At 73.9% G+C, this 14,884-nt stretch carries 12 protein-coding genes; 8 read left to right on the plus strand and 4 right to left on the minus strand.

Annotated elements, in window-relative coordinates:
* Positions 1–403 precede the first annotated feature (403 nt).
* Positions 404–1,084 carry a hypothetical protein gene (locus ACBI99_RS32080; RefSeq protein WP_219506271.1) on the plus strand — a complete coding sequence of 227 codons (681 nt, stop codon included), beginning with the start codon at positions 404–406 and terminating at the stop codon, positions 1,082–1,084.
* Here the strand turns inward: ACBI99_RS32080 and ACBI99_RS32085 are convergent.
* A complete protein-coding gene (locus ACBI99_RS32085; protein WP_219506273.1) occupies positions 1,062–3,392 on the minus strand; it encodes a helicase C-terminal domain-containing protein in 2,331 nt (776 codons plus the stop codon). The genes ACBI99_RS32080 and ACBI99_RS32085 overlap by 23 nt on opposite strands.
* Before the next feature lie 45 nt (positions 3,393–3,437).
* Between ACBI99_RS32085 and ACBI99_RS32090 the strand changes: the two genes are divergently transcribed.
* Positions 3,438–4,175 carry a hypothetical protein gene (locus ACBI99_RS32090; protein ID WP_219506274.1) on the plus strand — a complete coding sequence of 246 codons (738 nt, stop codon included), beginning with the start codon at positions 3,438–3,440 and terminating at the stop codon, positions 4,173–4,175.
* A gap of 3 nt (positions 4,176–4,178) precedes the next feature.
* Here the strand turns inward: ACBI99_RS32090 and ACBI99_RS32095 are convergent, their stop codons facing one another.
* Positions 4,179–4,796 carry a TetR/AcrR family transcriptional regulator gene (locus tag ACBI99_RS32095; protein ID WP_219506276.1) on the minus strand — a complete coding sequence of 206 codons (618 nt, stop codon included), beginning with the start codon at positions 4,794–4,796 and terminating at the stop codon, positions 4,179–4,181.
* Between the two features lie 111 nt (positions 4,797–4,907).
* Between ACBI99_RS32095 and ACBI99_RS32100 the strand changes: the two genes are divergently transcribed.
* Positions 4,908–5,516: an HAD family hydrolase gene (locus ACBI99_RS32100; protein ID WP_308125796.1), complete on the plus strand. Its 609-nt coding sequence runs from the start codon at positions 4,908–4,910 to the stop codon at positions 5,514–5,516.
* 88 nt (positions 5,517–5,604) lie between these two features.
* A complete protein-coding gene (locus ACBI99_RS32105; protein ID WP_219506279.1) occupies positions 5,605–6,000 on the plus strand; it encodes a cold-shock protein in 396 nt (131 codons plus the stop codon).
* Here ACBI99_RS32105 and ACBI99_RS32110 read toward each other — a convergent pair.
* Positions 5,997–7,502: an MFS transporter gene (locus ACBI99_RS32110; protein ID WP_219506281.1), complete on the minus strand. Its 1,506-nt coding sequence runs from the start codon at positions 7,500–7,502 to the stop codon at positions 5,997–5,999. The two genes, ACBI99_RS32105 and ACBI99_RS32110, sit on opposite strands and share 4 nt — an antisense overlap.
* Positions 7,503–7,693: 191 nt before the next feature.
* On the opposite strand from ACBI99_RS32110, the gene ACBI99_RS32115 reads away from it, so the two are divergent.
* The 4 genes from ACBI99_RS32115 to ACBI99_RS32130 all read left to right on the plus strand — a co-directional run bounded on the left by ACBI99_RS32115 (position 7,694) and on the right by ACBI99_RS32130 (position 13,367).
* Positions 7,694–8,494, plus strand: a complete 801-nt coding sequence (locus ACBI99_RS32115; protein ID WP_219506284.1) for a DUF3027 domain-containing protein — start codon at positions 7,694–7,696, stop codon at positions 8,492–8,494.
* 77 nt (positions 8,495–8,571) lie between these two features.
* Positions 8,572–11,613, plus strand: a complete 3,042-nt coding sequence (locus ACBI99_RS32120; protein WP_375074181.1) for a sacsin N-terminal ATP-binding-like domain-containing protein — start codon at positions 8,572–8,574, stop codon at positions 11,611–11,613.
* Positions 11,614–11,721: 108 nt separating this feature from the next.
* The gene (locus ACBI99_RS32125) at positions 11,722–12,069 is read left to right on the plus strand and encodes a YciI family protein (protein ID WP_219506287.1); all 348 of its coding nucleotides are present in this window, start codon (positions 11,722–11,724) and stop codon (positions 12,067–12,069) included.
* 5 nt (positions 12,070–12,074) lie between these two features.
* Entirely contained in the window at positions 12,075–13,367 is a 1,293-nt protein-coding gene (locus ACBI99_RS32130) for an RNA polymerase sigma factor (RefSeq protein ID WP_375074182.1), read from the plus strand.
* Between the two features lie 11 nt (positions 13,368–13,378).
* Here ACBI99_RS32130 and ACBI99_RS32135 read toward each other — a convergent pair whose 3' ends face one another.
* Positions 13,379–14,833: an alpha/beta hydrolase gene (locus ACBI99_RS32135; protein WP_375074183.1), complete on the minus strand. Its 1,455-nt coding sequence runs from the start codon at positions 14,831–14,833 to the stop codon at positions 13,379–13,381.
* Between the last annotated feature and the right edge of the window lie 51 nt (positions 14,834–14,884).

Genomic DNA, 14,884 nt, shown 5'->3' on the forward strand with positions numbered 1-14,884 from the left:
AGGTCCCAACTTGCTGCGCGCCTCGGCATGGAGTCAACCCTGTCCGCATCGACCGGACGGCTTTCCTGACTGGTCATTGTGGAGTGTGGTCCGCCTGCCCTTAAATAGGCATAAATCCGCCTCTGGCGTGATTCCTGTGCCCAGTGGGGGCCCGATCCACTTTTGAGGTGACTTATGGGGATAATGTGGCGCAGGTAGGCAACTCCGTACTTGTCAAACCCTGACTGTCCCGAGCAAGGGAGAGCATGATCGACATGGTCCAGCACCCATCCGCCGCCGAAGGTGCCTGGTCACGCCCCTCCGACGGGAAACCGGAACAATCCGTTGGCCCGCGATTACTGACGAAGGAAAATTACACCGCCGCACCGGTCGCGACTTTCCGTGAAAGTTCCAGAGGTGTCCAGTGACGAACGACACCGAACCCCGCCAGGGCGAAACGACGCTCGCCGACGGATTCCCGCCGCTCACAGACGTGACGGCCGCCCGGCTGACGCCCTGCGACGTGGCGCACCTGCTGCGCACCTACCTGGAGCCCGCCTGCTTCCCGCCCGCGGTGCGCCGCCTGGCCGAACGCCACCTCCTCGCGCTGGTCGGCCCCGAGGCGACCGGCAGGCGGCTGGGCGCCATCGCCCTGTTGTCGCGGATGCCGCTGGCCGAGGGCAGCATCACCATCCTGTCGCCCGCCACGACCGTGCCCGACCTGCTCGCGCGGATGCCGTTCGACCCCGGCCGCGCCTACCTGCTGCCCGACTGGCCGCACGCCGGGCAGCCGCTCACCCCGCTGGCCCGCGCCCTGGCCGAGATCGGCGCGTATCTCGTCGTCACCCACACACACCCCACCGACCTGCAGCATCCCTGGGCGCCGCCGCCGGGAGGCGACCTCTACGACCTCTGCCTGGCGACCTTCGGCACGCCGCCGCACCGATGCGCGGCCGACCTCGCGGCGGGCCGTGACCACGCCGCCACCCTCACCTCACCGGCCGCCATCGTCGCGCTCGCGACCCAGGTGACCCGCCTGGACACCCCGATCGCCGAGCTCGTCCCCGCCGGGCCGGCCGACGTCAGATCCCCGAGACCCCGGTGATCCGGTGCAGCGCGAACCGGTGCACCGCCGCTCTCGTCTCGTCGTAGGCGGTCAGATAGCCGCCCTCCATGCGCGCCGGCTCCAGGATGCGGGAGGTCGCGTTGCCCTGGGAGTCGAGGTAGCCGATCCACACCCGCACGCCCTGCCGGATCGCGTCCTGGAGGGCGGAGATCGTCGCCGTGGCCGGGGTGCGGGGGAGCTGGCCGCCGGGGGAGTCGACGGGCTCGCGGCGCGCCAGGTGGGCCGCGTCACCGGCGCGCAGGGCGCGGACGGCCGCCACCGCCACCTCGGGGTCGAGGCCGTTGGGTGAGCTCAGCGGGCGGACGGGCGGGCCGCCCTCGGTGCGCCGGCTGTCGAGCTGGGTGATGATCACGTCGCCGTCGAGCGACTCGGGGACCGGCGCGTACCCCATGGCGCGCAGCGAGTCGACCAGGGCCGCCCGCGACGAGCGGGAGGCGATCACGGTGGGCGCCAGGCGGCGCAGCCGCAGGGCGGCCGAGCGGCGGTCGGCGGTGAGCTGGTCGAGCAGCGCCGGGTCGTCACAGCGGACGTACGCGCTGGCCGTGCCGACCCGCATCCGCCCGTGCCGTCGGGCCACGTCGGTCACCAGGTAGGACAGCGCCTGCGGGACCGGGGTGGCGGAGTGGCGTTCGAGCATGGCCAGCAGATCCTCGGCCGCCTGCCCGGCGTCCAGGGCCCGCCGGATGGAGCTCTCGGCGAACCGGTAGACCGTCGCGCCGCCCTTGGACTCGACGTCGGCGGCGAGCGTCATCCACCGGTTGAGCTCGCTGGTGAGCGGGCCGGGGGCGACGGCGGTGAGGTCGGCCTGGAGCAGGACGTGGTCGACCGGCTCGGGCAGCAGCGGGGCCAGCGCCGAGGCGGGGTCGTCGCCGGTGAGCAGGGCCCGTCCGTGGCCGGACAGCGCGCCCAGCCCGGTCAGCCCGAGCTGCTCGGCCTCGCGCAGCGCGAACTCGGTGAGCTGCTCGCGCAGCGGCCCCCGGCGGCGCGGCTGCTCCCAGGCGAGGCGTTCGAGCACGGAGTCGCGCGAGGGCGCCAGGCCGGGCGCGGCGGCGAGCACGCCGAGCGTGGCGGCCCGTACGGCCGGGGCCGACGAGCGGCGCAGATCGGTGTGCAGGGCGTTGAGCGGCCGGTCCCGGTCGTCGCGCTCGCCGACGAGGCCGGGCACCCGGTCCATGTGCAGCCAGGTCGAGGCCAGCGTCACCCACCGCTCGGCGGTGCCCCTGACCCGCCACAGGTCGTAGCCGGGCGTGGGCAGCCACTCGCCGTCGACGTTGCCGCCCGCCGCGACCAGCCCGGCCGCGTGGGCGACCTCCACGACCAGCGCCGCCGCCCACTCGGGCAGGTCGAGCTCGGTGGCGGTGCGCTTCATGTCACGCACGCCGAGGCCGCCGGTGCGCAGCACGCCCGGCGGGTCGATGCTCCACCGCTCGCACAGCTCCTCGACCGCCCGGACGAACATGAACGCCTGCCCGGCCGCGGTGCCGTCGCTCAGCTTCGGGTCACGGGCGGCGCCGTCGAGCGCGGGCGGCACGGCCAGCAGGTCGCGGTGCACGCGCCCGCCGCGCAGGTAGAGGCCCACCTCGCGGGGCAGGACCACGCTCTCCTCGCCGGTCGCCGCCAGCAGGCCGCGCGCCAGCAACTGCTCGATGGGCGAGCGGGCCGAGCCGATGCGCACCTCGCGCCTGGCGTTGGGCACCCGGCCGGTCGGCGGCCCCCAGGCGAGCTGGTCGAGCGCGGCCCTGGCCTCCGGCGAGACGGCCTCGACCAGGGCGGCGGGCTCGGCCAGCACGGCGGCCAGCCGCTCGCGGCCCGGCCCCTCGGTGCCGGGCGCGATGTCGTCGGCCATCTCGTCGAGCTGCTCCGGCGGATGGTGCCGGAACGCCGCCTCGGCCGTCGGACCCAGCCCGGCCGGGTCGTCGAGCGCCTTGCGCACGCCCGGGGCCAGGTCGAGCGCCGAGTCGGGCCCGTACACGAGTGCCAGGCCGCGCAGGTGGTCGAGCGCGGCGGTCAGCGCGGGCTCGGGCTTGCCCGCCGCCAGCGCGCCGCCGATCAGCTCGCGCAGCGCCGTCTTCCTGATCGGGCCCGGTTGTACGGCGAGCGTCTCGACGACGGCGAGCCGGAACCGGTCGAGCCGGTCGAGCACCCTGGCGATCGCCGACGGGCTGCCCGCCCGGGAGGCCAGGCCCTCCAGGTGGGCCGGCACCGGGGTGATCAGCTCGGGGCGCGCTGACACCAGCGCCCGCAGCTCCTCGTCGGAACGCCCCCTGATCCACTCCGTGAACTCCATCGTTGCCATGGTATGTCCCTGCTCGTTGAGGCAGCATTGCTTGGCGTGATGGAGCGAGCGGACCAGCTCATACTCAACTACGTCAGCAAGGCCGCTGACGCGGCGTACGGCGTGCTGAGGCCGGAGCAGCGGCTCGACTTCACCAGGCGGCTGCGCGCCCGCATCGAGGAGGAGCGCGGCGGCAGCCAGAACGCCCGCGACGTGGCCAGGGTGCTGGCCCGGTTCGGCGATCCGGCGGCGCTGGTGGAGCGCGAGGCGCGCCGCCTGGCGGACGCCTCCGCGCCGTCCCCGGCCTCGCCTGGAGCGGGTACGGGAGCCGCGCGGTCCGGCACGACGGCGGCCTTCCCCAGGGCCGTGGACGACGCCGTGCCGCCGGGCGTGGCGCACTACCGGCGCGCGGCCAGGACCGTGACCAGGACCGTGGTCAAGGACCGTCCGCGCGAGGCCGCCGCCCTGGTGGTCCTGGTGGTGGCCGCGCTGCTGGTGCCGTTCGACCTGCCGGCCGTCGCGATCTTCCGGCCGCCGGCGATCGCCTGGGGGGTGGCGGCGGCGCTGGTGATGTCCAGCGAGACCTGGACGCTGCGCGACCGGCTGATCGGCGCCGGTGCGCCGATGCTCGGCTACACGGCGGGCGGCGTGGTCGTGGGCGGCCTGCGGGTCGGCGACCGGCCGGGGCTGGAGGCGTTCGTGCGGGAGTTCTTCAACACCAGCGGGATCATGTTCATGATCGGCGCCGGGGCGGGGGTGTGCTGGCTGTTCCTCCGGCTGCTCGACCGCGACTGAGCCTCAGGTGACGGGCGCGGGGGTGGGCGTCAGGCCCGCCGCCAGCCGCACCCAGGCCGCGACGAACTGGTCCTTCTCGGCATGGCCCGGCGTCTCGCCCACCGTCTCCTGGAACAGCCGGTACTGCACGACCGACCCGCCCAGGACGGCGGCGATGCCCGCCCAGTCGAGCTTGACGTCGCGATACTCCGGCTGGGTCTCGAACCAGCTGACGATCGCGTCGAACATCGGCTGCAACAGCCCCTGCCGCACCACCGCCACCAGCTCGGGGAACTGGCTGAGGTCGCGGAAGAAGACCCGGGTCAGCTCCGACTCCTCGCGCACCTTGGCCAGCCCCGCCCGGCACAGCAGCGACAGCCGCTCCTCCAGGCCGGCCGAGGACTCCATGCCGTTCAGCTCGGCCAGGCTCTCGGCGATCTGGCCGCTCGTCCTGGCCGCGTGCTCGTTGATCGCCGCGGCCAGCACCTCGTACTTGGACTTGAAGTGCCGGTAGAGGCCGCCCGCGCCGGGGGAGAGCCCGGCGGCGGCCTCGATCTCGGCGACGGACGTGGCGGCGTAGCCGCGCTCGGCGAACAGCCGCAACGACTCGTCGATGATCCGCTCACGCGTGCTCGTGGCCATCTGTTTCCCGCTACCTCCGGCAGATAAGTAATTCCTTTCCTACGGTCCCACAACAACCGCCGTTACACGTATCACCCCGTTCTTTGGCATCCTTCACATGTGGCGACATCGGTGGGTTTTGATCTGGACATGACACTGGCTGATACGCGAGCGGGGATCGCGGCGGTCTACGACGAGCTCTCCTCGCGGCTCGGCGTCCCGATCGACAGCGCGCTGGTCGTCACGCGGCTCGGCCCGCCGCTCGAACAGGAGCTGGCCTACTGGCTGCCGCCGGAGGAGATCCCGGCCGCGGCCGACCTCTACCGGGAGATCTACCAGGACGTCGGCGTGCCCTCGCACGTGGCGATGGAAGGGGCGCACGAGGCGATCGAGAGCGTGCGCGCGGGCGGCGGCCGCGTCATCGTGGTGACCGGCAAGAACGAGCGCGACGCCACCAGCACCGTGCGGCACCTCGGGCTGGACGTCGACGAGGTGGCCGGTTCCGTCTTCGGCGCGGCCAAGGGAACGGCGCTCGCGAGGTTCGGCGCGGCGGCTTATGTTGGTGACCATGTGGCGGACATCGCGGCGGCGCGGGCCGGAGGCGCGTTCAGCGTCACGGTCGCGACCGGCCCCTACAGCGCGGGAGAGCTGCGCGAGCACGGCGCCGATGTCGCCCTGGGCGACCTGACGGAATTCGCCACCTGGTTCGCCGGATGGCGCCCGCACGCCGAACTCGTGTAATTCATCGGCATTTACCCGGTCGCCCCGTCGCTCTACGGGGCATAACCTACGTCCATCCCTATCACGACTGTTTGAACGAGGTCCTCCTGTGCCGAGTGGCAAGGTCAAGTGGTACGACGCCGACAAGGGTTTCGGCTTCCTCACCCGCGACGACGGCGGTGAGGTCTTCGTGCATTCCTCCGCGCTTCCTGCCAATGCCGGGCCACTCAAGCCGGGGCAGAAAGTCGAGTTCGGCGTCGCCGAGGGCCGCCGCGGTCAGCAGGCGCTCTCGGTGCGCATTCTCGACCAGCCGCCGACCCTGGCCAAGACCAAGCCCAAGGGCAAGCGCAAGAAGCCGGACGAGATGGTGGTCATCGTCGAGGACCTGATCAAGTTGCTCGACGGCGTGTCCACCTCCTACCAGCGTGGCAAGCATCCCGAGGCGGCCCACGCCAAGAAGATCGCGCAGGTGTTGCGGGCGGTCGCCGACGACCTGGACGCCTAGCCGTTCGGGTTCGTCAGCGGCTTGGTCCTGTCGAGCGGCTCGGTCCGCGGCTCCGGCTCGGGATGCCGGACCCGGACCGCCCGCTTGGCGGCCCGGACGCGGCGGCGCCGGGTCACCACCAGCCAGCCGAGCACGGCGGTCAGCGTCACGGCCAGCGTGACCAGGCCCGCCGTGCTGCTCTCGGTCAGCGACAGGACCAGCCCCACCAGCCCGCCGAACACCCAGGCGAGCTGCAGCATCGCCTCGACCACGCCGAACGTGGACGAGCGCATCTCCTCGCCGATCTCCCGCTGCACGATCGCGTCGAGGGCCAGCTTGCCCAGCTCCTGGGCGAACGCGGTGACCAGCGAGATCGCGACCGCCGCCCACAGGCCGAAGAACACCGCCGACACGATCATGGTGACCACCGTCAGCGCCAGCGTGACGAGCACGAGCGCGCCCGGAGCGTGGTTGCGCGCCCAGTTGGCCACCACCGCCCCGATCAGGCCGCCCAGCCCGGCCGCCGCCGCCAGCACCGCGATCGTCTTCGGCACGTCGAAGAACGGGTCGGGCTCCGCCAGCCACGGCACCCCGCCGTCCTGCACCAGGAACAGCAGGAAGAACAGCAGGAACCCGGAGAACAGCCGGATGGCCACGTTCGCCCACACGGCCTCGGCCACCGCCGGGCCCACGTTGAACAGCGTCCGCCAGCGCGGCGCCCGGCCCTCCGCCGGCGTCTCCTCCTCCAGGTCCGGCGAATCCACGTGGCGCGGCAGCCGTACGGCGAAGACCCCCGCCACCAGGAACGCGACCATCGCCACCCGCAGGATCGCGGCGCTGCCCAGCCACGCGGTCAGGCCCGCGCCGACCGGCACCATCACGCCCGCCGTCACCAGCGAGAACAGCGCCACCCGCGCGTTGGCCGAGACGAGCGTGATGTCGGCGGGCAGCACGCTCGGCATGATCGCCGCGCGGGACACGTTGTAGGCCTTCGACAGCACGAGCACGCCCAGCGCCCCGGCGAACAGCGTCGGCAGGTCCTGCGGGCCCACCGCCGCCGCCATCGCGAAGCACAGCAGCCCGCGGCCGAACAGCGTGCCGGCCATCACGTAGCGGCGGCCGGACCTGAAGCGGTCCAGGATCGGCCCCACGAACGGCGCCAGCAGCGCGAACGGCAGCATCGTGATGACCAGGTAGAGGGCGACGGGCCCGCGCGCCTCGCCGACCGGGAGCCCGAAGAACACGGTGCTGGCCAGCGCGACCGTGACGAGCGTGTCACCCGCGCTGTGCCCGGCGGTGAGCTCGATCAGGCGGCCCAGGCCGGTGCGGTCGGCGCCGTTGGCGTGGGTGAGCCGCCGGGTGGCCCGGCCGACCTTGCGCGCCCCGCCCGCGGTGGCCCGGCCGGCTCGCGCGGTGCCGCCCGCGGTCGCCTTCGCGGCGCGCGCGGTCGCACGGCCCGCGCCGGCGACGCCGCGCCCCACGCGCCGCGAGATCTCCCGTGCTCGCTCCCAGCCTCCCTCCACGCCTACCAGTCTTACCCGATTCCTTGGCGATCTCCGCGCCGGATCCCCTCCACAAGGGTCCCCTCCCACCCGCTCGGGGTCCTGGTGGGCGCGGATCTCGTGCCCGGATCCGCGTCAGTCGGCCCCGCGAGGTCCGGGCATGGGTGAGAATGAAGTGTGAGCGAACAGCACCTTTCGGCGGAGGCGGGCCGATGACCCGTGCCAGGACCCGCGTCTCCGCCCCCGACCAGGCCTGTGTCGCCGCCGTCGATCTGGCGCGCACCGCGGCCGAGGAGCTGGCGCGTCCGGGCGAGCCGGGCGAGCACCTCGGTTTCGAGAGCGAGGGCGACCGGATCGTCACCCATTACTTCGCCTGCCTCGACCGCGCCTATCGGGGCTGGCGCTGGGCCGTGACCGTCACCCGCGCCTCGCGGGCGAAGAAGGTCACGGTCAGCGAGGCCGTCCTGCTGCCCGGCGCCGGCGCGCTGCTGGCGCCCGAGTGGCTGCCGTGGAGCGAGCGGCTGCGGCCCGGCGACCTCGGCGTGGGCGACCTGCTGCCGACCGCCGAGGACGACGACAGGCTGGAGCCGGGCTTCACCGAGACCGACGACGACGTCGAACACCAGATGATTTTCGAGTACGGCCTGGGCCGGGCCCGTGTGCTCTCGGCCGTCGGCAAGGACCGGGCGGCCAGACGCTGGCACTCGGGCGAGCACGGGCCGCACACTCCGATCGCACACGCCGCGCCCGCGCAGTGCTCCACCTGCGGCTTCTACTGGCCGCTCGCGGGTGGGCTCCGGCGCACGTTCGGGGTGTGCGCCAATGAGTACGCGCCCGACGACGGCAAGGTGGTGGCCGCCGACCACGGCTGCGGCGCTCATTCCGAGGCCGCGGTCATGCCGCCGCCCGTGGAGCAGGCCACGCCCATCCTCGACGACCTGGGCTACGACCTGATGGAGGAAGAGGCCGGCTCGGTCGACGAATCCGCCTCCGAGGAGCTCGGCCACTCCTGATCGTTTCTGGCGGGGAGTGTCGGCGCGGGCCGCTAGCCTACGGTGGCCCCCAACTCTCTACCCCGGGATCGTGATCGATGACCGACACCTTTGGCGCCGACCGGATGCGAGCCGCCGTGCTCGCCGCGTGGACGGCCTCGCCCGCCAGGTTCCGCGAGGACGCCAACGCCGAGGAGGACTTCGCCCTCGGCGGCTACCGCGACCGGCTGATCGTGGAGCTGGCGCAGAACGCCGCCGACGCGGCGCTGCGGGCAGGCGTGCCAGGGGTGCTCCGGCTGACGTTGCGCGGCAGCGTGCTGACGGCCGCCAACACCGGCGCGCCGCTGGACGCGACCGGCGTGGAGGGCCTGTCCACGCTGCGCGTCTCCGGCAAGCGTGACGAGGCGGGCGCGGCCGGTCGGTTCGGCGTCGGGTTCGCCGCCGTGGTGTCCGTCTGCGACGAGCCCGCCATCGGCTCGCGTGAGACGGGCGCCGTCCGTTGGTCGCGCGCCGAGACGGCCGCGCTGGTGGGCGCGGTGCCGGAGCTCGCGGGCGAGCTCGCCTCGCGCTCCGGGCACGTGCCGCTGCTGCGCCTGCCGTTCGCCGCCGACCCGCTCGACGTTCCCGAGGGCTTCGACACGCTCGTACGGCTCCCGCTGCGTGACGAGGCGTCGGCCGTGGCGGTGCGCCGCATGCTGGAGGAGACGAGCCCGGCGCTCCCGCTCGGCATGCCGGCCCTGGCGGCCATCGAGATCGACCTCGACGGCACGGTCCGGACGGTGTCGGCCGACGGCTGGCACGTGGTGTCCGATTCCGGTGAGTTCGGCCCTGACGAGGTGGCCGAGCTGTTCGCCGACCGTCCCACCGAGGAGCGGGCCCGGCCGTTCTGGTCGGTTCGCTGGGCGGTGCCGCTCACGGCCGGCGGCGAGCCCGCCGCGCCGCCCGCGACGGTGCCCCCGGTCGTGCACGCGCCCACGCCCAGCGACGAGCCGCTCGACCTGCCGGCGCTGCTCATCGCGTCGTTCCCGATGGCCACCGACCGGCGTCACGTGGCGCCGGGGCCGCTGACCGACTTCCTGGTCGAGCGGGTCGCCGACGCCTACGTCCGGCTGATGCGCGAGCTGCCGCGCACCCCGAAGCTGCTCGACCTGGTGCCCGCGCTGATGGGCAAGGGCGAGCTCGACGCCCGCATCCGGCGGGCCGTGCTGCGGCGGCTGCCCGGCACGCCGCTGCTGCCCGCGCTGTCCGCCCCGGCGCCCGCCGTGCAGACGCCGTCGTTCGCCGACGCCGAGGTCTACGAGCCCGACGCCGAATGGCAGGTCGAGCACCCGGCGCAGGAGCCCGGCGCCGACGGCTGGGTGGTCGCGGGCAAGGAGGCCGCCGTGGTCGCCGGGTCCGGCGAGCTGCTGGCGGCCGTCGCCGACTTCGTGCCCGGGCTGCTGCCCGCCGGCTGGCCTGCCCGCCATTCGGCGATGGCCTCGCTCGGCGTGCGCCGCGTGGAGCTCGCCGACGTGGTCGACCTGCTGTCGGGCGAGGCCGTCGAGGGCAGGGAGCCGTCGTGGTGGCGCTCCCTCTACGACGTGCTGCCGGCCGACGACCCCGAGTCGCTCGGCGCTCTGCCCGTCCCGCTGACCGACGGCCGCCTGGTGCGCGGCCCGCGCGGCACGCTCATCCTGGAGCCCGGCTCCGTACGCCTCGACGCGGGGCTGGACCTGGCGCCGCTCGGGCTGCGGATCGTGCACCCCGACGCCGCGCACCCGGTGCTGCTGCGGCTGGGCGCGGCCGAGGCGAGCCCGCGCACCATCCTCGAAGACCCGCTCACCAAGGCCGCCGTCGGCCAGTCGCTCGACAGCCCCGACCCGGAGCCGGTGGCGCGTGCCGTGCTGTCGCTGGTCGAGGCCGCCGGGCTGGCTCCCGGCGAGGCGCCGTGGCTGGGCGCGCTGGCGCTGCGCGGCGCTGACGGCGAGCTCTACCCGGCCGGTGAGCTGATGCTGTCCGGCGGCGCGCTGGCCGGGCTGCTGGAGCCCGACACGCATCTCGGCGTGGCCGCGGGCGAGCTGGAGGAGACCTACGGGCCGCGCGTGCTGGCCGCCGCCGGGGTGCTCGACGGGTTCGCCGTCGTGCACGACTCCGACGTGCTGCTCGACCACGACGACTGCGACCACGACCTGGACGGCGAGGACGAATGGCTCGACCACGTCCTCGACCTGCTCCCCGAGCTGGACGTGCCGCCGGTGGTGCCGGAGTTCGCCGCCGTGCGCGACCTGGAGCTGGTGGCCGACTGGCCGGCCGCGCTGACGCTGCTGACCAGGCCGCCGCTGCGCGCTGCGCTCCACCCGCTGCGCGTCGAGGGCGTCGAGGTGCCCTCCTACACCGCGTGGTGGCTGGCCGGCCACCCGGTGCTCGGCGGGCGCAAGCCGCGCGAGCTGCGGCTGCCGGGCGCCGACCCGCTGCTCCAGGGCCTCTACGGTGACGCGCCCGCCGGGCTGGACGAAGGCGCGCTGGCGATGCTCGGCGTGCGCACCACGCTGGCCGAGCTGCTCGACTCCCACGGCGGCCCGGAGGAGCTGCTCGACCTGATGGCCGACGAGTCCATCGTGGTCGACCGGGCCCAGTTGCGGGCGCTGTGGGTCGCGCTGGCGGGGGTCGAGCCGTCCCGGGTGGCGCCGCCGCCGAGGCTGCGGGCGGTGCTCGGCGGCGACATCGTGGTGGCCGACGCCGAGGACGTCGTCGTGGTCGAGGCCCCCGACCTGCTCCAGCTGGTGACCCGTCATCCGCTGGTGCTGGCCCCGTACGACCTGGCCGAGTCGCTGTCGGAGCTGCTCGACCTGCCGCTCGCCGGCGAGCTGACCTCCGGCGAGGTCACCTCGTCCGGAGAGACGCGGCCGGTGCCGCCGCAGGTGCGCTCCCTGCTGCCGACGGCGCCCGAGACGTACGTCGAGCACGAGAAGCTGCTGGTCGACGGCGCGGAGTGCACGTGGCGCTTCTTCGAGGGCACCGTCCACTGCACCGGCGTCGACGGGCTGGCCCGCGGCCTCGCCTGGGCCACCGGCCAGTGGAACGACCGCCTCGCCGTGGCCGCGCTGCTCCGCGACCCGGCCGCCGTCCCTCTGCTGCTGGCGGAGGCGGATCTGTCGTAGCCGGAAAGTTTTTCCGGGTAGGTGTCCTTCTGGCGGTGTCCCGTTCGTGGTTATGGCATGCGGCGGTCCTGCCGCACCTGACACGACGGGACATCGAGGAGTTCGAACATGAAGTACATGATGCTGATCATGGCCAACACCGCCGACGACAGCGGCCAGGCCCCCGGCTGCACGCCCGAGGACTGGATGGCCTACGACAAGGAAGTGCGGGACGCCGGGATCTGGGTCTCCGGGGAGTCGCTGGCCGACCTGGTCACCGCCACGACCGTCAGGGTCGGCGCCGACGGTGAGCGCACCGTGACCGACGGGCCGTTCGCCGAGACCCGGGAGCTGCTGGGCGGCTTCTACGTCATCGACGTGCCCGACCTCGACGCCGCCCTCGACTGGGCGGCCCGCTGCCCGGGGGCGCGCGACGGCTCCGTGGTGGTCCGGCCGGTCGCCGACTTCGGGGTCTGACTCCCATGAGCGCGGGCACCGGCTCCCCGGCCGGACCTGGCGGGGGCGGGCTGGGGCCGGTGGCGTCGGTGGAGGCGGTGTTCCGGGAGGAGCGCGGCCGGCTGCTGGCGGCGCTCGCCCGGCGCTTCGGCGACCTCGACCTGGCCGAGGAGGTCACCTCCGAGGCCATCGAGGCGGCGCTGGAGCGCTGGCCCGTCGACGGCGTGCCGCCCAAGCCGGGCGCGTGGCTGATGACCACCGCCCGGCGGCGGGCCGTCGACCGGCTGCGGCGCGACCAGGCGTACGCGGCCCGGCTGGCCATCCTCCAGATCGAGGCCGAGCGGGCCGGGCCCGCCCAGGCCGCGGGGCTCGACGACGACCTGCCCGACGAGCGGCTGCAGCTCTTCTTCACCTGCTCGCACCCGGCGCTCGCCGCCGAGGACCGGACCGCGCTGACGCTGCGCTGCCTGGCCGGGCTGACCATGTCCGAGGTGGCGCGGGCCTTCCTGGTGCCGTCCCCGACGATGGCCAAGCGCATCACCCGGGCCAAGAAGAAGATCCGCGAGGCGCGCATCCCGTTCCGGGCGCCGGACGTGGACGAGCTGCCGCAGCGGTTGCCCGGCGTCCTCCAGGTGATCTACTCGATCTTCACCGAGGGCTACGCGGCCAGCGAGGGGCCGCTCCTGCAACGGCTCGACCTGGCCGAGGAGGCCATCCGGCTGGCCCGGATCCTGCGCCGGCTGCTGCCCGCCGAGCGGGAGGTCGCCGGGCTGCTCGCCCTGATGCTGCTGGTCCACGCCCGGCGTGACGCCCGCACCGGGCCCGGCGGGGAGCCGGTGCTGCTGGAGGAGCAGGACCGGGGGCGCTGGGAGCGGCCGATGATCGAGGAGGGGGCCGCCCTGGCGACGGTGGCGCTGACCGGCGGCCCGCCGGGGCCGTACGGGGTGCAGGCCGCCATCGCCGCCCTGCACGACGAGGCGGCCGACGTCGCCGCCACCGACTGGGCGCAGATCGTGGCGCTGTACGACGTGCTGCTCGCGCTCACGCCGTCGCCGGTGGTGGCGCTGAACCGGGCGGCCGCCGTGGCGATGCGCGACGGGCCCCGGGCCGGGCTGGCGCTGCTCGACGAGCTGGCCGGGGAGCCGCTGCTGCGCGGCCACCACCCCTACCCGGCGGCGCGGGCCGACCTGCTGCATCGGCTCGGCCGCCACGCCGAGGCCGCCGCTGCCTATCGCGAGGCGCTCGCCCTGGCGGGCACCGCCCCCGACCGCGCCCTCCTGCGCCGCAGACTGCGGGAGGTCGAGCACGCCGGCTCGTAGACAGGGAGGGGTCAGGCGGCGGGGCAGGTGGTGCCGGAGCCGGGCATCGTGCCCTTGAGCAGGTAGGAGTCGACCGCGCGGGTGATGCAGGTGCTGCCGCTCAGGTAGGCGCCGTGGCCTTCACCCTCGTAGGTGACCAGGACGCCGGTCTTGAGCTTCTCGGTGAGGGAGACCGCCCACTGGTACGGGGTGGCGGGGTCGCCCTTGCCGCCGATCACCATGATGGGCGCGGAGCCGGTGGCATCGATGCGCTTGGCGTCGTCGGTGCCCTCGACGGGCCAGTGGGCGCAGGCGGAGCTGGCGCCGTCGGCGGCCAGGATGGGGAAGATCTTGCTGACCTTCTCGTTGATGGCGGCGGTCTCGGCCTTGGTGGGCCGTTCGGCGCTGTCGACGCAGTTGATCGCCTGGAGGCTGGTCATCATGGTCGAGTAGGTGCCGTCGTCCTTGCGGCCGGTGTAGGAGTCGGCGAGCGTGAGCAGCATGGCGCCGTCGCCCTTGAGCGCCGCGGCGGCGCCCTGCTCCAGGATGGGCCAGGTGGCCTTGGCGTACAGCGGGGTGATGATCGAGAGCTGGGCGAGGCCGTAGGTGAGCTCGCGGTCGCCGACCTTGAGCGGCTTGGTCTTGAGGCCGTCCAGGAGCTTCTCGACGGTCTGCTGCACGGCGGCGGGGGTCTTGCCGAGGTCGCAGCCCTGGGCGACGCAGTCGTCGGCGAAGGCGTCGAAGGCGTCGGCGAAGCCGGTGGCCTGGATGACGGCCCGCTCCTCGAAGGTGACGGACGGGTCGTAGGCGCTGTCGAGGACGAAGCGGCCGACGTTGCCGGGGAACTTGGTGGCGTACACGGCGCCGAGGTGTGTCCCGTACGAGAGGCCGAAGTAGTTGAGCTTGTCGTCGCCGAGCGCGACGCGGAGGCGGTCGAGGTCCTGGGCGGCGTTGACGGTGCCGACGTGCGGCAGCACCTTGGCGGAGTCCTTCTCGCAGGCGGCGGCGAACTCCTTGGCGAGCTGGTCGGAGCCGTCGCCGGTCATCTGGAGGAGCTTGTCGATCTGGCCGCCGCACTTGACGCCGGAGCTGCGGTCGACGCCGCGGGGGTCGAAGCTGACCAGGTCGTAGGAGGAGCCGAGGCCGGCGAACGCCTGGCGGGCGAGGGCGAGCGTGTCGACGCCGGACCCGCCGGGGCCGCCGAAGTTGAAGACGAGGGAGCCGAGCTTGTCGCCGGTGGCCTTGACGCGGATCAGCGCCAGGTCGATCGTGTCGCCGCTGGGCTTGGTGTAGTCGAGCGGCACCGGGACCTTGCCGCATTCGACGGCGGGATCGGGGGCCATGGGCTTGCCGTCGGCGCCGGTCAGGTCGGTGCACGGGCTCCACGCGACGGTGCCGGTGTCGCGGCCGGCCTCCTTCTTGGCGGCCGGCTCGGTGCCGGTGCCGCAGGCGGTGGCGGCGGTGGCGCACAGGAGCAGGGCAATCATGGACTTCTTCATGGCATCCAGCATGGTACGGCCACTTTTGCCCAGGTAGTG

Origin of the sequence: Nonomuraea sp. ATR24 (assembly GCF_041950485.1) — a bacterium.
Taxonomy (GTDB): Bacteria; Actinomycetota; Actinomycetes; order Streptosporangiales; family Streptosporangiaceae; genus Nonomuraea; species Nonomuraea ceibae.

Excerpts from the sequence above, each read along its gene's own strand:
- ACBI99_RS32120 (WP_375074181.1), top strand. The coding sequence starts at position 8,572 with ATGACCGACACCTTTGGCGCCGACCGGATGCGAGCCGCCGTGCTCGCC.
- ACBI99_RS32085 (WP_219506273.1), bottom strand. The coding sequence starts at position 3,392 with ATGGAGTTCACGGAGTGGATCAGGGGGCGTTCCGACGAGGAGCTGCGG.
- ACBI99_RS32125 (WP_219506287.1), top strand. The coding sequence starts at position 11,722 with ATGAAGTACATGATGCTGATCATGGCCAACACCGCCGACGACAGCGGC.
- ACBI99_RS32130 (WP_375074182.1), top strand. The coding sequence starts at position 12,075 with ATGAGCGCGGGCACCGGCTCCCCGGCCGGACCTGGCGGGGGCGGGCTG.
- ACBI99_RS32115 (WP_219506284.1), top strand. The coding sequence starts at position 7,694 with ATGACCCGTGCCAGGACCCGCGTCTCCGCCCCCGACCAGGCCTGTGTC.
- ACBI99_RS32135 (WP_375074183.1), bottom strand. The coding sequence starts at position 14,833 with ATGATTGCCCTGCTCCTGTGCGCCACCGCCGCCACCGCCTGCGGCACC.
- ACBI99_RS32095 (WP_219506276.1), bottom strand. The coding sequence starts at position 4,796 with ATGGCCACGAGCACGCGTGAGCGGATCATCGACGAGTCGTTGCGGCTG.